A 22,521-nucleotide genomic window follows, 5' to 3' on the forward strand; every position below is an offset into this window, starting at 1 on the left:
CCTCACCGCGGACGGCAAACGGCTTCAGAGGTCGATCAGGATCTTGCCGACGTTGGCGTTGGACTCCATGTAGCGATGCGCATCGGCGATGTCGTCGATGGCGAATCGGGAATCGATCACCGGACGCAGCGCTCCCGATTCGAACAGCGGGATGATCTCGCTGATGAACCGTTGACAGAGCGCCAGCTTGCGTTCGAGTGGTCGGGCGCGAAGCGTCGTACCGATCCACGTGACCCGCTTCATCAGCAACAGCCCCATGTTGACGGGGGCCGAGCCACCGCCCATCAGGCCGACCTGGACGATCGCGCCGTCCATCGCTACCGCATGCAAGTTACGGTCGGCTTCGTCGCCGCCAACCACGTCGAGGATGACGTCGACGCCACCGGGAAGCTCATTTCGTAGTGCCGCCAACCAGTTGGCCGGGCTGCGTTCGAGGACCAGGTCGGCGCCGAGCGCACGACACGCGTCAGCCTTTCCGACCGAACAGGTCACCGCGATGCGAGCACCGATCGCCTTGGCGATCTGGATCGCTGCGGTGCCGACGCCGGACGCTCCAGCGTGCACCAGCGCCCATCGGCCGCTCGTCAGGCCGCCCTGCACGACCAGGGCATCCCACGCGGTCAAGAACACCTCGGCGATGGCCGCAGCGTCGGCCAACTCGACGGTGCTCGGCACCGGAAGCGCTTGGCGGGCATGCGTGACGACGCGTTCGGCGTAGCAGCCGCCCGACTCGATCCCCATCACCCGATCGCCGACCTGCCACTCCGTCACCTCAGCGCCGAGCGCAGCGACCCTACCGGCGAACTCGAGGCCCGGGATCTCGACCGCAGGGCGGCGAGGGTCGGGGTAGCCACCCTGGCGCTGGAGCGTGTCGGCACGGTTGAGGGCCGTGTGCTCCACATCGACCAGGATCTGGTCGGGACCGGACACCGGATCGTCGACCTCCTCGAGGCTCAGAACCTCGGGCCCTCCGTGTTCGTGCAGGACGACAGCTCGCATGCCAGCCGACGCTACCGCTCCTGGCCGCCCGCCCCGCAGTGCGAGGGACCGGGTGATGAGATGCGGGCTCAGAACCTCACAACGAGCCCGCATCTCATCGGCCGCGACCGTAGCGAGCAGCGACGATCCAGCCCGTCGATTATCCGATGATCATGGGGCAAGGAAGCCGATCACCGTCTCGAACACGATGTCGTCGGGCGGGCCCCCGGGAGCAACGGTGCGTACCTGGTGAGGCTGCTCGGTCGACGCCGTCCACAGCGCCACCATCACTTCGGCGAAATCTTCGCTCGGTTGGCCGCTCCACGCTTCGATGGAGTGGTCACCTTCCGAACGCCACGGCGTCGACGGGCCGTAGCCCCGAAAGCTGGTGTATGCAGCGCGTTCGTCGTCGTCGAGTCGTTCGGCATCGAGGACATGCGCCCACTCGTGCAGCAGCGTCACCACGAAATCCTCGACCGAGCGTCCGCGGTTGGCGAAGACGGTGATCGTCTTGGTGACGGGGTCCGTGGTTCCTCCGATGCTGGCGAACGGGCCCGACACTTCGACCGACCAGTCCGGGAACTCGGCTTGTGCGTCGAACATCGTCGCGGCGATCGAACGCGCCTGGGCGATCTTCGCTTCGACCTCCCCGATCGATTCGGCATCTGCCGCGAGCGTGAACACTCGAGAGCACGAGTCGCGGACACACACCGTGTGCGCGCCTTCGTCGTCGATCGTGACCCGCAACGAGAAACGTCCGTCAGCGTCGATCGTGAACGAGTCGATCACGGCGAGTTCGCCGTCGACGGTGACGATGTCGTCGACAAGGGCACCCGTGCCGGTGATCTCGGCGGTCGCGTTGGCCGGGCTCCACGCACGGTCGACGACGATCGGTGTCACCGGCAGCGTCGTCGCCGCGCTCGACCCGCTGCTCGATGTTTCGCGAGCGACTGATACATCGCCGCCAGCATCGTCGCCAACACCGGTGTGTTCGTCGACCACGGCATCGACGAACACGACCGGATCGGTCTCACTGCACCCCGCTGCGGTGAGCGCCAGCACGCCGGCGAACGCCACGACGGGGCCGGCCCGACCCCGGAGTCCGACGCGCCGAGTCACCGTCGATCAACCGTCGGTCGGCGGCGCGTCGTCGTTCACTGTCGGAGGTGCCACGAACACGTGCTCGCGGTAATAGACCAACTCGCGTACCGACTCGCGGATGTCGTCGAGCGCTCGATGCGAGCCATGTCCGTGCGGCCGCGACGACGCAACCTCGGGATACCACCGCTTGACGAGTTCCTTCACGCTCGACACGTCGATCGAGCGGTAGTGGAGGTACTCCTCGATCTCGGGCAGATACGCAGCGAGGAAGCGCCGGTCGGTGCCGATCGAGTTGCCGCACAGCGGCACCGTGCGCGCCTCGGGCACGTGCTCCTTGATGAAGGCGAGGGTCGCCACGCCGGCTTCTTCGAGCGTGACCGTCGACGCCGTGATCTGGTCGAGCAGACCCGACTTCGTGTGCATCTCGACGACGAACGGATCCATACGCTCGAGCGCGTCGAGCGGCGCCTGGACGACGAGGTCGGGCCCTTCCGCGACGATGTTCAATTCGTCATCGGTGATGAGCGTCGCCACCTCCACGATCACGTCAGACGTGTGGTCGAGTCCGGTCATTTCGAGGTCCATCCACACCAGCATGCGACGTGCATCGTAGGCCGAGCTGACGTCGACATGGTCGCACCGTTCCGCGCGGCGGACACGGCAGGTGCATGATGTGTCGATGTCGGAGTTCGCCAAGATTCTCGCTACGCCCGGCGTGGAGGAGATCTGCGAGCTCCGAGGCCGTCTCGGCTTCATGGCATACCACGGCGGCAACCTCGAATGGCTCACCGATGTGATCGCCACACATGCCGCTCGGCGCTCCCGTGCGTCGCTCTATGCCGTGATCCAGCCACCAGGGATGCGCGACCACCTTCCATCGACTCGCGTCCGACCGGAGGAGTCACCGGCGTTGGCCGAGTTCGTCGAGCACGTTGACGTCGTCGTCACGATTCACGGGTTCGGGCGTCGTGGGCTGTTCAGTTCGCTGCTGCTCGGCGGCCAGAACCGCTCGTTCGCCGAACACATCGGCGACGCGTTGCGTCGCCATCTGCCGTCGTATGACATCCGTACCGACCTCAACGCGATCCCCCAGCGACTACGCGGGCTCCACGACCGGAACCCGGTCAATCTGCCTCGCGAACGTGGCGTGCAGATCGAACTGCCGCCGCGGGTGCGCGGCACGAGTCCGATGTGGTGGGACTGGGAGCGCGATGACCTCACGCCCCATACCGAATGGCTGATCGATGGTCTCGTCGACGCCGCCAACACGTGGGCAGGTTCCGGTGCGACGGCGCCGGTCACGCTGCCCGTGACCGAGGCGTCGTCGAGCTAGCCCGCCGTTGCCAGCGTCGATGCGGCGCCGTGCACGTCGACGGGCAGGGTGACGAGGACCACGCCGCCGGGACCTTCGCCGAGGCTGACCGTCCCGCGGTGCGCGGCGACAATCCCCTTGGCGATCGACAGACCCAGGCCGGCGGTACCGGTTCGCGTGTCTCGGGCCTCGTCAGCGCGAGTGAACGGTTCGAACGCGTGGGCTCGGAAATCTGTCGGGAACCCCGGTCCTTCGTCGATCACCTGCATCGTTGCTCGACCGTTGCGCTCGGCGATGCGAACCAGCACGACAGAGCCGTCTGGCGCATACCGGATGGCGTTGTCCAGCAGATTGCGGATCACTCGGGCGAGCTGCGACCCGTCGACATCGGCCATCACCCGCGAGTCGGCGTCGAGCAGCAGACGTACCGAGCGCGGCTCGGCCAGCGGACGCAGCGTCTCCATCGCCTCGTCGGCGAGTTCGTTGAGGTCCAGACGCGTCGTGTTGAGGTGCAATGTGCCGCTCACCAGACGCGTGTACAACTGCAGGTCGTCGACCAGTGAGGTGAGCGCACGCACCTGACGTTCCATTCCGGACAGGTACAGATCGGGGTCGGGTGCGACACCATCGCGAATCGCTTCGACCGCGGCCCGCAGCGCAGCGAGCGGCGTGCGGAGGTCATGCGAGATCGACGAGAGCATCAGTGACCGTTCGTACTCGACCGCGTCGAGACGAGCGACCATCACGTCGAACATCTCCGCGGCCTCGCCGAGTTCGTCGTTGCGGCGCACACCCGTACGCGCCGTCAAGTCACCGTCGGCGACGCGCATGGCGGCGTCGCAGATCCGCTTGGCGTCGCGTGCGACCGGTCGGGCGAGCAGCACGGCGACAACGGCCGCTCCGAGCACCGCGGGGATGAGCACCCACATCAACAGCCGCAGGTCGTGGCTGTTGATGAACATGGTCTGCGCAGCGATCGCGATCATCATGATCGCGACGCCGAGGACCGCCAGCGTCGCCCCGAGGAATCGCCGACCCAATCGGTTCATGCCGTGCGCGCGATGTCGGATCGCCGACAGGTCGCCGTGAGACATCCCCGCCGGAGCCGCCGGAGCCCCGGAGAACGATGCGTCGGCCAGGCTCATGTCTCGAATCGGTAGCCCACACCCCACACCGTCGTAATCCAACGGGGCTTTTCGGGGTCGGCTTCGATCTTGTTGCGGATACGTCGAACGTGCACGGTGACCGTTGCAGGGTCCTGCCAGTCGGGCGACGACTGCCAGACGTGCTCGAGCAATTGGGCGCGTGAGAAGACCTGACGCGGCGAGCCGGCGAGGAAGGCGAGCACGTCGAATTCCTTCGGGGTCATGTCGATGATCTTGCCGCCGAGCTTCACCTCGCGGCTGAGAGGATCGATGAAGAGCCCGTCGTACTCGATCGGCTGAGGCGAAGCGACGCTGCGGCCGTTCGTTCGCCGAAGCACGCCGTTGACGCGTGCCGCCAACTCGCGCGGCGAGAACGGCTTGACCACGTAGTCGTCGGCGCCGAGTTCCAGGCCGGCGACTCGGTCGGACTCCTCGGCTCGAGCAGTCAGCATGATCACCGGGATGCTGCTCGTCGAACGCACCCGCCGGAGGATGTCGAGTCCGTTGACACCGGGCAGCATCATGTCGAGCACGATCAGATCGGGCGGCTCCGAATCGAGCAAGGCGAGGGCGGTGGAGCCGTCAGCGGCCTCCAAGACCTCGTGCCCGTCGCGGCGGAGATACCCCACGACGACTTCGCGCACCGTGGGTTCGTCGTCGACGACCAAGACTTTCGTTCCCGTCATGGAGAGAGCCTCGCCGGTCGCGACCCGGTGTTCAACACTCTCGACGGCCCGTTTTCACATTGGTTCCTCATCGCTCACCACCAAATTGGTGTCGGTGAGTGCGCCGCGCCAGGCACTCCCCGCCGCGCGGACTCACGGTGCGAGCCGTTCGATGATCCAGGCGGCCGCCGCAGAGGCCCCCGTCGAGTCGGACCGTCGGTAGCGAAGACGGTCGTGCAGACGACTCGGACGCCCCTGCCAGAACTCGAACTCGGTCGGCACCAAGCGCCAGCCACCCCAGAAGTCGGGTCGACCGACATCCAGATCGGCGAACTCTTCGTCGGCGACGATGACCCGCTCTTCGAGTTCGTCGCGACTCGCCAGCACCTCGCTCTGTGGTGATGCCCACGCCCCGAGGCGGCTCGTGCGGGGGCGAGAGGCGAAGTAGGCGTCGCTCTCCGCGGTGGATGCTCGCTCGACCGAACCCCGCACGCGAACCTGTCGATGCAGATCGAGCCATCCGAACACCGCGGACGCGTACGGATGTGCGTCGAGTTGACGGCTCTTCGCGCTGCGATAGTTCGTGAAGAACGAAAAGCCCGCAGCGTCGGCGCCTCGAACGAGGACGATCCGTGCGTCGGGAGCCCCGTCGAGACCGATGGTGCCGAGTGTCATCGCATTCGGTTCGGCCAGACCCGCGTCGTGCGCCTCGTCGTGCCACCGACGCCACTGCGTCATCGGGTCGGGGTCGAGGGCGTCGACGTCGAGGCCCGCCGTTTCGTACTGGACACGGCGCTCTCGGATGATGTCGCTCACCCGATCAGTCTTTCACCCCGTCGGTCGAGGCGGGACCACCAGCGTCGACCGATCAACGAATCTCGGTGATGCCGCGCATGTAGGGCAGGAGAGCCTCGGGAACGGCGACACTGCCGTCCTCGTTGCGGTAGTTCTCGATGATCGCTGCCCAGACCCGGGGCACGGCGAGCGCGGATCCGTTGAGCGTGTGTGCGAACTCGGTGCCCTTGACGGGTTTGCCGTCGGCGTCACGCCGCTTTACTCGGATGCCGGCCCGTCGGGCCTGGTAGTCGCCCAGCCAGCTCACCGACGACACCTCGAGCCAGGCGTCGGCACCCGGCGCATAGACCTCGACGTCGTACGTGCGGTGGTGGCTCTGGCCCATGTCGCCGGTGCAGATCTCGATCACGCGGTACGGGAGCTCCAGCTCGGCGACGGCGCGCTCGGCACGCGCCACCATGTCGTCGAGGAGATCGGGCGCCTGGTCGGCCGTCGAGTAGGCCATCATCTCGACCTTGTCGAACTCGTGAGAGCGCAGCATGCCCCGCGTGTCACGCCCGGCGGATCCGGCTTCTCGTCGGTACGACGAGCTGTGCGCCATCAGCCGGATCGGGAGTTCGGCCTCGTCGATGGTCTCGTTGGCATAGATCGACGTCAACGGTGCCTCCGCGGTCGGGCTCGCCCAGAGGTCGTCACGCTCGATCGCGTACGCGTCGTCGGCGAACTTCGGGAGCTGGCCGGTGGCGGTCAGGGTCGCGGTACTGACCAGCGACGGCGCCCGGATCTCCTCGTGGACATCGGCATTGAGGTCGAGTCCGAACTGGCACAGGGCACGTGCGAGGGTCGCACCCGCTCCTCGCTGCATCGTGAACATCGCGCCGGAGATCTTCGTCGCGCGTTCGCTGTCGAGGATGCCGAGATCCTGCGCCGTTTCCCAATGAGGCACACGCTGATGATCGGGGTAGTCGTCGAGCAACCCGATCGGTCCGATGACGACCGGATTGTCGGCATCACTCGCACCGTCGGGTGCCTCCGGATGCGGCATGTTGGGAATCGCGAGCAGCAATTCGTGCAGGGTCGCGGCGACGCTGTCGTATTCGTCGGCCAGCGCCTTTTCCTGGCCGCCGAGTCCACGGCTGGATTCCTGCACCGCTTCGGCATCGGCGACATTGCCCTCGCGCCGGAGTTGGCCGACTTCCTTCGACAGCCGGTTCACCTCGGCACGCAGATCGTCGCGCTCACGCTGGATGTCGACAAGACGCTGGTCGAGGCTTGCTGCACGGTCGACATCGTCGAGCAACTCGGGGGCCCCACGGCGTCCCAGCGCTGCCTTCACTCCGGCCGGGTCGGTTCGCAACAGGCGTTGATCGATCACGACGCCGAGGCTACCCGTCGGGCACAGCTCACCTGCCGACGCGTGACCCCGCCAACAAGCATCCGAACCCCAACACGTAGGGTCTGACCCCAGATGTTGATCACCTAGGGTCTGACCCCAGATGTTGATCACCTAGGGTCTGACCCCAGGTGTTGATCGACTCGCGGTGTTGATCAGTCTTCGAGCGGGGCGCGGCTTCCGGCGAACGCCTTCTCGACGTCGTCGGTGGTGAGCGGCGATTCGGTCGACGCCAGGATCTCCGCGTCGGGCATCGAACCCGGTCGGCGTGCGTAGTCGTGCTCGTTGCGATAGTCGACCGCGAAGCGCTTGAAGAAGATGAACACCACGATCGTCCACAAGAAGATCCCGCCGGCCAGTTTCATCGTCGCACCGGCGAGCTGCTGGTCGATCTCGACGCTCCAGCCGAACACTCGGACGGGAATGTCATACGACTTGTAGACGGTGCCCTCGGCGAACGTCAACCACGCAGCCGGAACCGTCGGCACGACCGACTGCAAGAACAGATAGATGCACTTGGCGAGCGGACCCATGCGGAATTCCGGGATCGGCCCGCAGACCGGCATCCACATCAGCAGCGAGAGCATCACGACGGCGAAATGCAAACCGTAGTGCAACGGCCCGTTCTCGACGGATGCGCTCACCATGCCCGGGATGTGGGTGACCATGATGACCACGTTGAACAGCACCGCGGCAACCACCGGACGAGCCAAGAAACGCACGGCCCGATACAGACCGCCGTCGCCGATCAGGACACGCATCAGCCACGTCGGCGTGGCGAGCAGCACGAGGGGCGGCATGAAGTAGCTCAGCACCATGTGTTGCAACATGTGCGCCGAATACAGGTACTCCTCGGCGATGTCGTGCATCGGCCAGTCGGAGGCGATCCACATCATCGCCATGGCCCCGGCGAAGGCGTACTTGTTCCCTCGCGTCACCACTGGCTCGCCGGGCGGCACGGCGTTGGGTCCGATCTTGCGGACCATGTAGACGTATGCAGACGTCAGGAAGGCCACCAGGACCCAGACCTCCGGGTGCCATTGGAAGCGCCAGGGATCTACCTGGTCGGCGAGTTGGGCGAGCACAGGAGCAGCCTAGATCTCGACGCCACGCAGGTCGCTTCGTGCAACCGTGACGTTTGGCGTACGGGCCGACACCGGCGTCAGCTGTCGAAGAACTGGAACGTCAACAGCGCAGCTGCGTAGACGCCGACGGCGAGAAACAGCCCAGCGTAGAACATCCAGGTGAAGATGCGGTTGTCGAACTTCAGGTGCATGAAGAAGCTGGCGACCACGAAGAACTTGATCACCATCAGTCCGAGCAGTAGCGGGATGAACAGCGGTCCGAGGTCGATGTAGCTCGCGGCGACTTCCGCCGCGGTGACCACCGCGAGGAACAGTGCGAGCACGATGTATCGATTGTCACTGATGTGCCCGTGCGAGTCATCGTGATCGGCGTGATCGGCGTGATCGGCGTGGTTCTCGGTGTCGGCGGGCTCTTCGACGGTGGTCATGATGCGGTCCTTGGTTGCAGCCGGATCAGGCGGGGATCAGGTAGACGAGAGTGAAGATGATGATCCAGACGATGTCGACGAAGTGCCAGTACAGGCCGACCATCTCGACGGTCTCGGCCTTGTTGCCCTTGATACGACCCTTCACCAGCATGCCCATCAAGGCCAGCAACATGATGATGCCGATCGACACGTGCACGCCATGGAAGCCGGTGAGTGTGTAGAAGCTGGACGCGAAGAGGCTCTCCGTGTAGCCGAGGCCCTCCCGGTAGAACGTGGTGAACTCGTAGACCTGACCGGCGACGAACAGCGCGCCGAGTGTGGCGGTGACCACGAGCCAGATGTTGGTGTTTCGGTCGTCCTTGCGGTGTGCGGCCGACACGGCGAGCACCATCGTCAACGACGACATCAGCAGCACGAACGACGACGCCGACGTGAACGGGATGTCCCAGAGCTGATCCGGACCCACGTCTTCGCTGTGCCGGTTGCGGTACAGCATGTAGGTCGAGATCAAGCCGCCGAACAGCAGACACTCCGAGCCCAAGAACAGCCACATGGCCAGCTTGGTGTTGGAGAGGCCGAGTGACGTCGGGTGCAGACCGTGCCCGTCATGGTCGCCGTGATCGTCACCGGCGTGCACATCGTGGTCGTGAACGTCGTCGAGATGATCGCTGACGATCTCTGCCGCGTCGCTCACGGTCTCCTTGACGAGATCAGACATTCGCCAGTTCCTTGCTCATCTCGCCGCCAGCGGTTGGCGGGTCGTAATCGGTCTCGTCAGCGTCGGCAGGTTCGAGCGCCCAGCCGAACAGGGCTGCGATGGCGATAGCTGCGCCAGCGATGATCAGCCACGTCGTGTAGATGACGCCGTACGCCATGATCGGCAGCGCGAACGCCAGGACCATCGGCCAGTACGACGGCGCCGGCAGGTGGATGTGCTTGTCGGCGTTGGCTTCCTCTTCGGCGACGAGTTCTTCGAGCGTGGCCCGCTGGACGTACTCGTGGGCGCCGTTCTGTCCGACGTCTTCGTACTTGCGGTGGAAGACCTCGTCGAGTGCGTGCACCGTCGGCTGACGATCGAAGTTGTGTTCCTTCGGTGGGCTCGTGGTGAGCCATTCGAGCGATCGAGCGTCCCACGGGTCGAGTGGCGCTGGCGGGTGCTTCCGGCTGACCCAGACGTTGATGAAGAACAGCAGGACGCCGATACCGAGCACGAAGGTGCCGATGGTCGCGACCAGGTTCCACATGCCGAGGTTGAAGAAGCCCTCGCCGGCGCGTGCCTCCGTCCAGACGTACATGCGGCGCGGCTGTCCCTGCAGGCCGATGATGTGCATCGGACCGAAGGTCAGGTTCATGCCGACGATCATCAGCCAGAAGTTCCACTTGCCCCAGGTCTCACTGAGGATCTTGCCGAAGATCTTCGGCCACCAGTAGTAGATGCCGGCGAACAAGCCGAGCACCGCACCGCCGAAGATGACGTAGTGGAAGTGCGCCACGATGTAGTACGTGTCGGTCTGCTGCGTGTCGGACGGAGCCACCGCGTGGGTCACGCCGGAGAGGCCACCGATGGTGAACTGCACGATGAGACCGACAGCGAAGAGCATCGCCGTGGTGAAGCGCAGCTTGCCGCCCCACATGGTGAGCGTCCAGTTGATGATCTTGACGCCGGTCGGCACCGCGATCGCCATCGTGGCCACCGAGAAGACGGCGACCGACACCGGCCCGAGACCCGATGCAAACATGTGGTGCGCCCACACACCCCAACCGACGAAGCCGATCGCCGCACCAGAGAACACGACGAACGGGTAGCCGAACAACGGCTTCTTGGAGAAGACGGGGAGGACCTCGGAGATGATGCCGAAACTCGGCAGCACCAGGATGTACACCTCGGGGTGCCCGAAGATCCAGAACAAATGCTGCCACAGCAGCGGGTCGGCACCTTCGGAGACGGTGAAGAACGTTGCGTCGTAGCTCCGCTGGAACATCAACAAGAACAGCGCGACGGTGATGACCGGGATGGCGAACAGGAGCAGGAACTGCACCACCAGCGCCATCCAGGTGAAGATCGGGACTCGCATCATCGACATGCCGGGCGCCCGCATGTTGAGCACGGTCACGATCAAGTTGATCGCGCCCACGAGCGAGGCGATGCCGGTGATCTGGAGCCCGAGCGCCCAGAAGTCGACACCGTTGGTGGGCGAGAAGGGCACGTCGGAGTTCGGTGCGTACATGAACCAGCCGCCATCGGCGGCCCCACCGAGGATCCACGAAGTGTTCAAGAAGATGCCACCGAAGACGAACACCCACAGGCTCAGTGCGTTGAGTCGGGGGAATGCGACGTCACGCGCTCCGATCTGTAGCGGGATCATGTAGTTGGCGAACGCTGCGGCCATCGGCATCACGAAGAGGAACACCATCGTGGTGGCGTGCATCGTGAACATCTGGTTGTACTTGTCAGCCGACAGGATCGACCCGTCAGGTCCCGCGAGTTGCAGACGAATGAGTCCGGCTTCGAGTCCACCGATGACGAAGAACGTCATCGCCACGACGCCGTACATGATGCCGATTTTCTTGTGGTCGACGGTGAACGCCCACGATCGCCATCCGGTCGTTTCGACCGGTCGGCGCAGATACCCGTAGGACGCCGCAGGCGTGACCGGGGCAGCGTCGAAGGCGAGTGTGTCGCTCGCTGGACGTTCGATGATGGCCATGATTCAGCTCTTTCTGATCACTTGCGCTCGAGGAGGTAGGCGAGCAGTTCGTCGATCTGGGTCTCGCTCAACGCCAGGTAGGGCATGCCGCGGAAAAGACCATCGGTCTCTTCGAGGCGCTCGGCGTCGGCATACATCGGCTTCTTCGCTGGCGAGTCGCGGAGCCACTCGCGCAGGTCGATTTCGTTCAGACACTCGTCGGTGACACCAGCGAGGTACTTGTCGCCGAACGATTCGGGATCCGACTCCCACACGTCTTCGCGACATTCGCTGTTCAGCAGGTCCCACGTGGCACCGGCGAAGGTGTTGCGGGTCATCAGGTTGGTCAGATTCGGAGCAGCGCCGGAATAGACCTGCAGGTCGGGACGAGCGATCACCGGCTGGCCAGCGTCGTCGGTCAGACCGTCGACCTGGTGACAGCGCGCACAGTTCGTGATGAACGACGACTGACCGGCGAGAGCGAGCTCGTCGGTCGGCGCCTCGTACGGCGCCGTCTGGTTGGCGACCCACGCAGCGAAGTCGCCCTCGGCACCAGGCGAGAGAGCGACGACTTCCATGCGCATGTTGGCGTGCGACAGACCGCAGAACTCTGCGCACTGACCGGCGTAGATGCCGGGCTGGTCGGCCTCCATACGCAGCGTGTGGATACGACCGGGGACCATGTCGCGCTTGCCGTTGAGCTTGGGGATCCAGAACGAGTGGATCACGTCACGGCTGGTGCCACGGATGAGCACCTTCGTCTCCGACGGGATCACCATCTGACCCGAGGTCACGATCGGCTCGGTGATGCCACCGGGCAGACAACCGTCTTGCACCGGGTAGTCGAACTCCCACCACCACTGCTGGCCGGTGACGTTGACGATGCACTCGGAGTCATCGGTGTCGGCCAGGTCCATGATGACGCTGACCGTCGGGATCGCGACGCCGAGCAGGATCACAGCCGGAAGGATCGTGAGAGCGACCTCGAGCTTGGGCTTGCCATGCGTCTGCTCGGGAATCGGCTGACCGCGGTCTTTGAACTTCCACACCACGAACGCAACGACGCTGAGCACGACGACACCGACGACGCCGGCGATGTAGAAGATGGGACGCTGCAGGTCGTCGATCTTCTGCGCATTGGGTCCGGCCGGTTGGAAGATGTCTTGCGGTGCGTTCTCAGCGCAGCCGGCGACGACGAGCCCCAGGGCAGCGACGCCCGCGAGCTGCAACTTGCGGCGCCGACGTTGAAAGGGAGTCACGGACTTCACGCTAGTTGCCGTCTTTGATTCGCGCATTCTCGTTCCCAAGTGATTTGCGGCGCCATCCCTGCGGCTCATGACACCACCAGCTTCAGTTTCGCGTCGTCGACGCCGGGCACGAAGATCCAGTACCCGTCGCCCTCTTCACCGCCCGGACCGTTGGCGTTCTCCACGCCGTTGAAGGCGATACTCGGCGGTCCGACGGTCAGCGTGAGGAGCTGTGCAGCTCCTTGCTCGATCAGCGACGTGCACAACTGCACCGGCTGTTGACGCATCTCACCGGTCGCTTCGTCTTCGACCTCGACCGTGCCGAGGTCGATGGAGAGGCGGCGGTCCTCGGGGGACTCGTTGCGGAAGATGATGTTGGTCGGGTTCGAGCGGGGGATCGCCATAGCCGTAGCGCCGGCTTCGATGGGTCCGGGTGGGTCGAACTCGAGCTCGCCATTGGCGAGGAGCGACACCGTGTAGGCACCCGATTTGGAGCCCACCGTCTGGCTGGCCTTCTTGTCGGCCTCCGGGAACTTCTCGGGACTCTCGCAGATGAGTCCGGCGGGGTGTTTGCCCTCGGCAGCGCCCTGCGCGTACTCCTCGGGGTGCGCCAAGGCCTCGGCTTGCCACACCGCCGTCGTCTCGAACTCGACGATCTCGCGCTCGCCGTCGACGCCGGCCGCCGCGCCTGCGACGACGATCGCCACGGCGCTGAGCGCCATCGTGCTCCCGATCGCTCCCGTCTTGATCGACGGCTTGAAGGCGAACAGGAACGCGACCGCAAGGATGACGGCCGCCATCACCGAGAAGGCGATCGTGGTGTTGGTCTTCGACGACAGCCAGAGCATCACGCGCGAGAACGAATAGACGATGACACCGATGCCGATGGCCGCCCCGACCGGGTACTCGAGCGCGTTGGACAGCCGGCTCCGCACCTCGTTGTTGTAGTGCGGATCGTTCGACGCCCGCTCGGCCCACGCCTGCACGACCCACTCAGCACCGGCGACCAGGAGCAGCACGAGGCCGACCACGGTGACGGCCTGGTACGAGACGAGCCCGACGACGAACACGACGCCGCCGAAGGCGAACGCCAAGGGCCACACGCTGTTGGCGGGGGCTCGCTGTGCAGACGCCGTCGATTCGGCGGGCATCGAGCTGTCGACGAAGACGTTCGAGTCGCGCAGCATCACGTTGAGCGTGGCCAACACGATGAGCACGACCGACGCGGACGTCAGCCCGATGGTGCCCATGACACCGTCTTGCGCGATGCCGTAGACGACGGTCATCACGGTCGCGAGGACCGAGGCGCCGATGAGGAATTTCGAACCGGTGGTGATCATCAGAAGGTGGATCTCACTTGGTGACGTAGACGACGAACCAGATGGCGGCGAAGGCCACCGCCATGGCGTACCAATAGATGGCGTGAGCAGTCAGGAGCTCACGGTCGCGTGTGCGTCCGCCCAGGAAGCGGAAGGTCGCGACGAGCGAGAAGATCACGCCGATGACGAGCAGCGCCATGTAGGTGCCGGTGATCGCGAAGAACATCGAACCGTAGGCACCGTCGGTCACGCTCAGATCCATCCGCGCATAGATGAACGCCTGTGCGTTGATCAGCAAGATCGCGACGAACGCTGTCGCTGCGAGTGCGAACACGGTGTTGGCCGTGTCGCTGCGCTGCGCCGACCAGATCGCCCAGTGTGCGAACGTGATGATGGCGATGAATGCAATGAGCATCACGTTCGACGGCACCTCGGGAATGGTGACGCTGCTCGGCAACCACGTGCCGGCTGAGTCGATCGCCTGCGTGCGCTGCAACGACCACACGGCGAGCATGCCGCCGGTGAGCATCAAGAGCGCAACCGACGCCAGCGTGGTGCCGACGATCAGTTGGTTGCGAGGGGCCGGGGGCGGACCGGCGGGGAGAGCTTCCATCAGTTCGCGCTGCCTTTCTGAGCACCCGCGCCGACGGGTTGTTTCCTGTCGAGCAGAGGTTCGGCGGAGGTCACCATCGGCACGTCGACGAAGTTGTCGCGCGGTGCCGGCGAGGTCGTCGCCCACTCGATGGTCTGCCCATCGAACGGGTCGTCGCCGGCGGGCGCATCGTCACCGCCGAGCATCGTCGTGACGAGCAGCCCGATGAAGGCGAGGGTCGTGAGCACCATCAACGCATGGCCCACGAGGACGAGGATGTTCCAGATCTGCAGGTCGCCGTCGGTGTAGCCGAGCCCGGCGGGCTGGTCGAGGAATCCGGCGATGTAGTGCGGGAACGAAGCGAGCACGGTGCCGAGAACGCCGAGCAGTGCGAGCGGCGCGACCTTCTTCAGATCGAGTTCACGGCCCCAGAGCTTCGGCGCCCAGTGGACGATCCCGCCCATCACGCCGAGAACGGTGCCGTAGACCACGTACACGAGCGTCGCCTCGCCGAACACGGTGTCGATCAGGGCGAGGTCGATGATGGGCTCGAGGGCCGCACCGACCATCCCGACCATGATCATGCCGTAACCGAAGAACGCGAAGATGAATCCCGCACCGACGTTCGGAGCGATCGTCTGGCCGTCGTCGTTGCGTTGCGGGCGAGCGAGGAACAGCGCCATCAGCACGAGCAAGCCGGCTCCAGCGATCGGGAGAAGGTGGAACATCGCCCACGGCAGCAGGTCGTAGATCTTCTGCTGGATGTCGTCGCTGTCGCCGAGGAACAGGTCCGAACCCTGCCAGGGCAGTTCGAACCGGAACTGCTGCGTGACGCCTGCGAAGGCAGCGACGCCGACGAGTGAGAGCCCGGCGAAGACGAGGCCACGCACCGGCGTGCGCTTGCGGAAGGTCGATGGGAGCAATTCGGCGAAGACGCCGAGCGCCGGAATCGCGAACAGGAACGTCGTGGGCTGCGTGAACACCCATCCTGCCCACGAGGTGATGCCCTCGTTGCCGCCAAAGGCCTCACGAGCGCCGCTGCGATGATCGACGAACAGGTAGATCAACGTGCCGAGCAACACGGGCATGACCAGCAGCAGACCCAGGCCGAACACCATCGTCGACCACGAGAAGAATGGCACGCGGCGCATCGTCATCCCCGGTGCACGAGTGGTGAGGACCGTCGTGACGAGCGAGGCGCCGACAGCTGCGAACGCAACGGCCATCAATGCGTGCGCTGCGAGGAACAGGTCGACCATGTCGGAATCGCCGCCGCCGAATCCGCCGTTGTTGGCAAGCGCCACGATGGAGAGCACCAAGCCGCCGAACCACAGGTAGACGCCCGTCGATGCGAGGCGGGGGAATGCCAACGATCGCGCTCCGACCTGGATCGGCATGACAGCGAGCGACAGACCGGCGACGAGCGGCAGGGCCACCCCGAACACCATCGCAACCCGCTGGCCGCTCAGGATCTGCACCCAGGAGTCGACATCGAGGGCGGCGTTGTCGCCGTCGAGACGTTCGATGGCGATGAGCAGATTGACGGCCACGGCGGCGAGCAGACCGAGCAGCCCTCCGCCGATGAACAAGCGTCCGATCTTCTTGTGGTCGGTGGAGGTCAACCACTCGACGGTGGCGGCCAATGGCCGCGCGAGCCCCGAAGGCTCGGACGAGGTGGCGTCGGGGCTGGAATCGATGGTGGTCATGTGGCGTTGAGACTCACTTGGCTGGGAGATCGCACAGTTCGCGCTGAGGATGAAGTCGCGCACAGCAGAGCGGAAGCGCAACGGCCCGAGACTAACTGTTCGCACTCGATTCAACCGAAATCTCGGCGAATTTCGTCGCCGGTCGACGGCTTGAGCGACCGAACTATCGCGCGAGCGCCAGCACGATCGCGCAAGCGGCCCGGTTGCGGTCGATGACGCCGGTCGAGTCCGTCACTCCCGGGATCGTCGACCTGCGGTCGGTTCCACTCAGGACACGCCGTGCTCGACGAAGACGTCGAGCATCATCGCAGCGAACAGCAACGTGACGTAACTGATCGAATAGCCGAACAGCCGCATACTCGCCGTGGCCGACGGATTGCGACCGAGCGCGATCGTGCCGCCGATGAAGACCGCACCGAGGACGATCGCTGCGATCCCATAGATGAGTCCGAGGCTGGCAACCGGCCACAGCGCCAGCGTCGCTGCGACCAGAGCGACCGTATAGATCACCATCTGGCGCACGACGTGTTCCATCGGGGCGACCGACGGGAGCATCGGCACCGATGCAGCGCTGTAGTCGTCGGCGTACTTCACCGCGAGCGCCCAGAAGTGCGGCGGCGTCCACAGGAACATCGCGAGGAACAACACGAGCGGTTCCCACGACAGCGAATTCTGTACGGCAGCCCATCCGACCAACACCGGCACGGCGCCGGCAGCACCGCCGATGACGATGTTCTGTCGGCTGGTGCGCTTCAACCAGAGGGTGTACACGCCGACGTAGAAGGCTGCCGCCGAGAATGCGAGCACCGCCGACAGCAGATTCGCGCCGGCCCACAGCACGGCGAACGCTGCGACCTGGAGCGCGAGCGCGAAGACCAGCGCGTTGCGGGCCGGAATGATGCCGGTGACGAGCGGTCGGCCCTGCGTGCGCTGCATGAGCGCGTCGATGTCTCGATCGACGTACATGTTGACCGCGTTGGCTCCGCCAGCAGCGAGAGTGCCGCCGATCAGGGTGATGATCACGAGTCGAGCTGGCGGCCACCCTTGCTGGGCCAAGACCATCGTCGGGATGGTGGTGATCAGCAGTAGCTCGATGATGCGAGGTTTGGTCAGCGCAACGTAGGCGCCGACGACGGTGGTCGGCGTGCGTCTGGGGGCGTGCGCCGCAACACCTCCGGGCGCAAGTCGCGACGGAACGAGGGGACGGGAGCCGACAGCCATGACCGCCACATCCTACGGACGCGCGAGCCTCCCGGCCTCGCCGAGCAGGCGAAGTCACCGAAGTTCCGACGTGCGCCCGCGGCCAGATGGATCGGCCCGGCGAATCGGCCGGTCGATTGGTGACAGCAGCAGGGCGACAGAGTGGGTCTGACCCACTCTGTCGTTCAGACCGTGGCCGGACTCACCATTTCGCGCTGGATCCACTCGTCGAGTACCGGGCCCGACTCGAAACTCGTGATCAACGCATAACGCGGCGCCGAACCCGTGTGGACCACGACGTGCCACAGACGTTGCGTGTCGACGACGAAGCGCGCGCCCTTGTGGAGGGGGATGCGCATCTCGGTCGTCGGATCGGGCAAGCCCTCCGCGTCGTTGTCCATGACGAGCATGTAGCTGTCGGGGTTGTCGGTGAGCTCGACCCACGAACGAACGACCCAGCCTTCGTCATCGGGGTTGAAGCGGTTGTTGTCGTCGCGATGCAGGCTGCGGATCGCTGCCTCCCGGTCCTGTGGCTCGAGCTTGATCGTGCGGACGCGGCCGAAATTCGCGCCGACGCCGTCGACGTAGTTCTTGATGCTCGGAGCGATCGCGGCGTTCGAAGTCCAGACCGCGTCTTTGTCGGTCTTGCCCTTGTCCCAGAAGCCTCGGCAGTCGAGTTCGCCATCGGCGGTCGCGATCGGCGCGAAGTTGGTGTCACCGCCCGACTTCCAGTCCATGTACTCCAACGCCTCGTACTCCGACGCCGGGCACTCGAAGTCAGCGTCGCGCAACTGCACCACGCCGGTGTCGGCGAGGACCTCGAGGCGGCGATGCGGCGTGTCGAGCGGAATCTTCACGCTCCAGTGGTCTGCGTTGGGCCAGAAACTCATGTGACGATTCTATGACGCTGCGAGTCGTCGCGAAGGGCCAAAGGTCACGGCCCGCACCTGCGGTGGACGCAGGGTGCTGCAGGCGACAGAGTGGGTCTGACCCACTCTGTCGTCGGGATGTCAGGGGACGGTGGTCGTCTCGCCCGGGGTGGGGAGTTCGCTGACGAGGACTATGTCGGTCGGGATCTGGATGATCAAGCCGGCCGGCACGTTGTCGGGGTTCTCGATGTTGTTCAAGTCGATGATCGATTGCGTCGGCACTTCGAAGGCTCTGGCGATCATCGCGAGCGACTCGCCCGGCTGGATCTCGTAGAATCTGACCTTGCCGGCGTTGGGGTCTTCGTCTTCCGGCACCGTCGTGGTCGTGGTGGTGACCAGCGGCGGCAGCGTCTCGCGTGACGCCTCGTCGGTCGTCCCACAGGCTGCGAGGCCGATCGCCGCCGCAAGACTCACCACACCGGCGGAGCGCACACCGTTCGGTCGCCGACGCGACGAGTCGACGTCGCTGGTCGTCGAGGCGTGACGGATCGAGGCGGCAGTCATCGCTCCCGATGATACGCGCTCGCACGAGCGCCACGTCAGCGCGGGCCTCGCGGCACTGCGCCTCTCGTGGCAGCTGATGGCCCATCCCGCATGTCGGCGGGTACACGTCGGCCTGTAGCGGATGCGACGTGCTCCGCTACGGTCCGCGTCGTGAGTACTACGGAGACGAACGGCACGAACGGCGCAGCGAGCTCCTCGACGGGCGAGACCACGATCCACCCGACGGATCCGGCGACGATTGAACTCGACGAGCACGGCGAATCGCCGTTTCCCGGCGCTCGGCGTCCCGACCGTCAGTACACCCTCGATGCCCACGGCATCGGTATCGCCGTCCACGAATGGGGCGACGCCGACGCTCCCCCGCTCCTGATGATGCACGGCGGCTTCGACTTCGCTCGCACGTTCGACGTGTTCGCTCCGAAGTTGGCCGCAGCGGGATGGCGCGTGGTGTGTTGGGATCAGCGCGGTCACGGCAGCAGCGAGCACGCCGAGATGTACTCCTGGGACGGCGACATGCGTGACGCCTTGGCGCTGTTCGATCACGTCGCCCCTGGCCGAGCGATCCCCGTCATCGGGCACTCGAAAGGCGGCGCGTTGATGACGCAGCTCGCCGACGCGCAACCGTTCCGCTTCCGCTGCCTCGTCAACATGGACGGCATCCCGTACAAGCGCAACATCCCCGACGTCGCCGAACACGAGCGCACGACGATGCTCGCGAACGACCTCGCCGGATGGCTCGACCATCGCCGCAAGACCGCCACCGCGTCGCGCAAACCCGGCACGCTCGACGAACTCGCTCGCCGCCGCGGCCGGATGAACCCGCGCCTTCCTCACGAGTGGTTGCGTCGTCTCGTCACGACCGGCGGCTTCGAGTCCGACGACGGCTGGCGCTGGCGAATCGACCCGGCGCTGCGCTTCGGCGGGTTCGGACCGTGGCGGCCCGAGTGGACGCTGATGCGCCTGCCGGGCCTACCGATGCCGTTCCTCGGCATCCTCGGCGCGCAGATGGAGGAGATGGGTTGGGGCACTCCGCCGGCGAAGGTCCAGCCCTACATGCCGGTCGACGGTCGCTGCGAGGTGCTCGACGACGTCGGCCACTTCGTCCACATCGAACAACCCGACCACGTCAGCGGTCTCGTCCTCGACTTCATCGGAGCTCCGTCGTGAACACGTCTCACGAACCCGCATCCATGCATGCAGCCGGTCAGAGCGGTGCCCACAAGATCGTCTGGCTGCGACACAACCGCATCGATCTCGCACTGCACCTGCTGCGCGTCGTCGCCGATCCGGCGACGCGTCCGCTCCTGCTGTTGCACGGCCTCGGTGACGCGTCGCCGACGAGTGCGCCGCACTGGGTCGAGCAGTGGCCCGGCACGATCGCGGCCCTCGACTTCACCGGGCACGGCGCGTCGACCGTGCCACGCAGCGGCGGGTACTCCCCCGAGTTGCTGATGTCCGACGCCGACCACGCACTCGCCGCGCTGACCGACGACGATCCGCAGCAGTCGATCACCGTGCTCGGCCGTGGCCTCGGCGCCTACGTGGCGCTGCAGTTGGCCGGCGCTCGTGCCAGCCAGATCCGCGGTGCGATCCTCACCGACGGACCCGGACTCGCAGGCGGCCCGACCGGGCCGAGTTCGCAGAGCTACTTCGCGCTACCGTCGACCGGCGCGGCGCCCGATCCGTACGCGCTCGTGGAACTGGGCCGCGACCTGCGGCCGACCGATTACGCCGTGTCGTTCGTGCAGCTCGCGATCGCCGGTTCGGGCATCGACTCCCCGATCTCGGTCGCCAGCAGCTTCCGTCCGAAGTGGCTCGACGCCGTCGCCGACATTCCCGGCGTGGCCGACACCACCGTCGCCGACGCGCTTGCGGCCTACGCCGCGATCTGACTCGCGGCCCACGCCGCATCTGATGGGCGGCCCACGCCGCATCTGATGGGCGGCCCACGCCGCATCTGATGGGCTTCCTACGCCGCATCTGATGGGCTTCCTACGCCGACTGCATCGTCGTAGGGTCGGCTCAGCGCGCGGCGAGGTAGGCGCGCGCGGCCGCGCGCGCTTCCGGGTCGCTCAGTGCCGCGCCGAGCAAGTCGGCGTCAGCCCAGGCGCCGACGGTGGAAGCCACGTTCTCGAGCGCTTCGTTGACCTGGCGCTTGGTCGCCTTGACCACCGACGGCGCCTTCGCGGCGAGTTGTGCGGCCAGCTCGTCGACCGCGGATTCGAGATCAGCTCGCGGCACGACCCGGTTGACGAACCCGATCGAACGCGCTTCGTCGGCATCGAAGGGTCGACAGGTCAACACGAGTTCGCGAGCGATCGCCGCCGGGATCTCGCGGACGAGTCGAGGGATGCCGCCCCACGCGAGTGGGATCCCGAGGTCGACCTCGGGAATCGAGAACACGGTGTCATCGGCAGCGATGCGCAGATCGCAGACCCCCGCCAGCACGACCCCACCACCGACACACGGCCCCTTGATCGCCGCGATCGTCAGGGCGCGCATGCGCTCCATCGCCTCGGCCATCTGGCGACCGAGATCGGCCTGATCGCGGCCGCTCATCGCGTCGCCTTCGAGGTTCGTCGACGACGCGAACTCACGCAGGTCGAACCCGGACGAGAAACCGCGGCCTTCGCCGGTGACGATCACGATCGACGCGTCGGTGGTGTCGAACCATCGGGCTGCGGCAGCGATTTCGGCGAGCGGGACGGTGCCGAGGGGGTTGAGCTTGTCGGGTTGCGCGAGCGTCAGCCGTCCGATCCGACCGTCGACCTCGGCGCGCAGGGTGGTGAAGTCAGCCATCACACGATCGTGGCAGGGCGAGCGGCCCGCATCGGGATCGGACGAGACGACCTGGTGCCCGGCACGGGCCCGCGCCGCACGACGAGCGGAGCTTGCGAGCAACCCTTCTCCTCCGCCACCGCGCCGAGATAGCGTCATCGACATGAGTTGGTCGGCTGTCGCCATCGCCATCGTGGCGTTCGTGCTGATGGAGCCGCTCACCGCCGCGACCCACCGCTGGGTGATGCACGGCATCGGCGAGTTCCTGCATCGCAGCCACCATCGTCCTCGGCGCGCTCGATGGGAGGCAAACGACTGGTACCCGGTCATGTTCGCGGCGATCGTCAACCTCGGCTTCGTCGCCGGGTTCAACTGGGACGGCTTCGGTGCGTTGGTTCCGGTCGGCGTCGGCGTCACCGCGTACGGCGCGTGCTACGCGCTCGTCCACGACGTCTACATCCACGGGCGCCTCGGCTGGTTCGCGAATCGTCGCATCGCGGTGTTCGACCGTCTGGCCGACGCGCACCGGATCCACCACCTCTACAACGCTGCGCCCTACGGGATGCTGGCGCCGGTGGTGCCGTCAGAACTGCGCGAGCGGGCGCTGCGAACCGACCGCAATCCCCTCGCCCGAGTCTGACCGAGCAGCGCTCGCCG

The 22,521-nt window shown here is 65.8% G+C and carries 23 protein-coding genes; 4 read left to right on the plus strand and 19 right to left on the minus strand.

What is annotated here, in order from left to right:
- Positions 1–24: 24 nt before the first annotated feature.
- The 3 genes from ACE37B_RS10405 to orn all read right to left on the minus strand — a co-directional run bounded on the left by ACE37B_RS10405 (position 25) and on the right by orn (position 2,676).
- Positions 25–999: an NAD(P)H-quinone oxidoreductase gene (locus ACE37B_RS10405; protein WP_409923259.1), complete on the minus strand. Its 975-nt coding sequence runs from the start codon at positions 997–999 to the stop codon at positions 25–27.
- Positions 1,000–1,149: 150 nt separating this feature from the next.
- On the minus strand, positions 1,150–2,097 hold the full coding sequence (locus ACE37B_RS10410) for a hypothetical protein (RefSeq protein WP_409923260.1): 948 nt from the start codon (positions 2,095–2,097) through the stop codon (positions 1,150–1,152).
- Between the two features lie 6 nt (positions 2,098–2,103).
- Complete coding sequence (orn, locus tag ACE37B_RS10415; protein WP_409923261.1) at positions 2,104–2,676, minus strand: oligoribonuclease; 573 nt, start codon at positions 2,674–2,676, stop codon at positions 2,104–2,106.
- An 82-nt stretch (positions 2,677–2,758) separates the two neighbouring features.
- On the opposite strand from orn, the gene ACE37B_RS10420 reads away from it, so the two are divergent.
- Entirely contained in the window at positions 2,759–3,412 is a 654-nt protein-coding gene (locus ACE37B_RS10420; RefSeq protein ID WP_409923262.1) for a poly-gamma-glutamate hydrolase family protein, read from the plus strand.
- Here ACE37B_RS10420 and ACE37B_RS10425 read toward each other — a convergent pair.
- The 15 genes from ACE37B_RS10425 to ACE37B_RS10495 all read right to left on the minus strand — a co-directional run bounded on the left by ACE37B_RS10425 (position 3,409) and on the right by ACE37B_RS10495 (position 19,086).
- Positions 3,409–4,536 (minus strand): sensor histidine kinase, encoded by a 1,128-nt coding sequence (locus tag ACE37B_RS10425; RefSeq protein ID WP_409923263.1) that lies wholly within the window; start codon positions 4,534–4,536, stop codon positions 3,409–3,411. The two genes, ACE37B_RS10420 and ACE37B_RS10425, sit on opposite strands and share 4 nt — an antisense overlap.
- Complete coding sequence (locus ACE37B_RS10430; RefSeq protein ID WP_409923264.1) at positions 4,533–5,222, minus strand: response regulator transcription factor; 690 nt, start codon at positions 5,220–5,222, stop codon at positions 4,533–4,535. Before ACE37B_RS10430 ends, ACE37B_RS10425 begins: the two co-directional genes overlap by 4 nt.
- Before the next feature lie 132 nt (positions 5,223–5,354).
- Positions 5,355–6,017 (minus strand): pyridoxamine 5'-phosphate oxidase, encoded by a 663-nt coding sequence (gene pdxH, locus ACE37B_RS10435; RefSeq protein ID WP_409923265.1) that lies wholly within the window; start codon positions 6,015–6,017, stop codon positions 5,355–5,357.
- 52 nt (positions 6,018–6,069) lie between these two features.
- A complete protein-coding gene (gene serS, locus ACE37B_RS10440) occupies positions 6,070–7,371 on the minus strand; it encodes a serine--tRNA ligase (RefSeq protein ID WP_409923266.1) in 1,302 nt (433 codons plus the stop codon).
- A 173-nt stretch (positions 7,372–7,544) separates the two neighbouring features.
- Positions 7,545–8,474 carry a cytochrome c oxidase assembly protein gene (locus tag ACE37B_RS10445; protein WP_409923267.1) on the minus strand — a complete coding sequence of 310 codons (930 nt, stop codon included), beginning with the start codon at positions 8,472–8,474 and terminating at the stop codon, positions 7,545–7,547.
- A gap of 77 nt (positions 8,475–8,551) precedes the next feature.
- Positions 8,552–8,902, minus strand: coding sequence for a cytochrome C oxidase subunit IV family protein (locus ACE37B_RS10450; RefSeq protein ID WP_409923268.1), 351 nt, complete (start codon positions 8,900–8,902; stop codon positions 8,552–8,554).
- Between the two features lie 25 nt (positions 8,903–8,927).
- The gene (locus ACE37B_RS10455; protein ID WP_409923269.1) at positions 8,928–9,620 is read right to left on the minus strand and encodes a heme-copper oxidase subunit III; all 693 of its coding nucleotides are present in this window, start codon (positions 9,618–9,620) and stop codon (positions 8,928–8,930) included.
- Entirely contained in the window at positions 9,613–11,610 is a 1,998-nt protein-coding gene (gene ctaD / locus ACE37B_RS10460; RefSeq protein WP_409923270.1) for a cytochrome c oxidase subunit I, read from the minus strand. The genes ACE37B_RS10455 and ctaD overlap by 8 nt, the downstream gene beginning before the upstream one ends.
- A 17-nt stretch (positions 11,611–11,627) precedes the next feature.
- Positions 11,628–12,848 (minus strand): cytochrome c oxidase subunit II, encoded by a 1,221-nt coding sequence (gene coxB, locus ACE37B_RS10465; protein WP_409923271.1) that lies wholly within the window; start codon positions 12,846–12,848, stop codon positions 11,628–11,630.
- A 74-nt stretch (positions 12,849–12,922) separates the two neighbouring features.
- Positions 12,923–14,176 carry a hypothetical protein gene (locus ACE37B_RS10470; protein WP_409923272.1) on the minus strand — a complete coding sequence of 418 codons (1,254 nt, stop codon included), beginning with the start codon at positions 14,174–14,176 and terminating at the stop codon, positions 12,923–12,925.
- 13 nt (positions 14,177–14,189) lie between these two features.
- Positions 14,190–14,768: a cytochrome c oxidase subunit 3 gene (locus tag ACE37B_RS10475; RefSeq protein WP_409923273.1), complete on the minus strand. Its 579-nt coding sequence runs from the start codon at positions 14,766–14,768 to the stop codon at positions 14,190–14,192.
- Positions 14,768–16,453, minus strand: a complete 1,686-nt coding sequence (locus ACE37B_RS10480; RefSeq protein ID WP_409923274.1) for a cbb3-type cytochrome c oxidase subunit I — start codon at positions 16,451–16,453, stop codon at positions 14,768–14,770. Before ACE37B_RS10480 ends, ACE37B_RS10475 begins: the two co-directional genes overlap by 1 nt.
- Positions 16,454–16,720: 267 nt before the next feature.
- Complete coding sequence (locus ACE37B_RS10485; RefSeq protein ID WP_409923275.1) at positions 16,721–17,674, minus strand: heme o synthase; 954 nt, start codon at positions 17,672–17,674, stop codon at positions 16,721–16,723.
- Between the two features lie 164 nt (positions 17,675–17,838).
- Positions 17,839–18,543, minus strand: coding sequence for a hypothetical protein (locus ACE37B_RS10490; RefSeq protein ID WP_409923276.1), 705 nt, complete (start codon positions 18,541–18,543; stop codon positions 17,839–17,841).
- Positions 18,544–18,663: 120 nt separating this feature from the next.
- A complete protein-coding gene (locus tag ACE37B_RS10495; protein ID WP_409923277.1) occupies positions 18,664–19,086 on the minus strand; it encodes a LysM peptidoglycan-binding domain-containing protein in 423 nt (140 codons plus the stop codon).
- Between the two features lie 150 nt (positions 19,087–19,236).
- Between ACE37B_RS10495 and ACE37B_RS10500 the strand changes: the two genes are divergently transcribed.
- Both ACE37B_RS10500 and ACE37B_RS10505 read left to right on the plus strand, forming a co-directional pair.
- Positions 19,237–20,253, plus strand: a complete 1,017-nt coding sequence (locus ACE37B_RS10500) for an alpha/beta fold hydrolase (protein ID WP_409923278.1) — start codon at positions 19,237–19,239, stop codon at positions 20,251–20,253.
- A 23-nt stretch (positions 20,254–20,276) separates the two neighbouring features.
- Positions 20,277–20,978 (plus strand): alpha/beta hydrolase, encoded by a 702-nt coding sequence (locus tag ACE37B_RS10505; protein ID WP_409923279.1) that lies wholly within the window; start codon positions 20,277–20,279, stop codon positions 20,976–20,978.
- A 130-nt stretch (positions 20,979–21,108) separates the two neighbouring features.
- On the opposite strand, the gene ACE37B_RS10510 is transcribed toward ACE37B_RS10505, so the two are convergent.
- Positions 21,109–21,885: an enoyl-CoA hydratase/isomerase family protein gene (locus tag ACE37B_RS10510; protein WP_409923280.1), complete on the minus strand. Its 777-nt coding sequence runs from the start codon at positions 21,883–21,885 to the stop codon at positions 21,109–21,111.
- Between the two features lie 142 nt (positions 21,886–22,027).
- Between ACE37B_RS10510 and ACE37B_RS10515 the strand changes: the two genes are divergently transcribed.
- Positions 22,028–22,504 carry a sterol desaturase family protein gene (locus ACE37B_RS10515; protein WP_409923281.1) on the plus strand — a complete coding sequence of 159 codons (477 nt, stop codon included), beginning with the start codon at positions 22,028–22,030 and terminating at the stop codon, positions 22,502–22,504.
- The last annotated feature ends 17 nt before the right edge of the window (positions 22,505–22,521 follow it).

The organism is Ilumatobacter sp. (genome assembly GCF_046290335.1).
Taxonomy (GTDB): domain Bacteria; phylum Actinomycetota; class Acidimicrobiia; order Acidimicrobiales; family Ilumatobacteraceae; genus Ilumatobacter_A.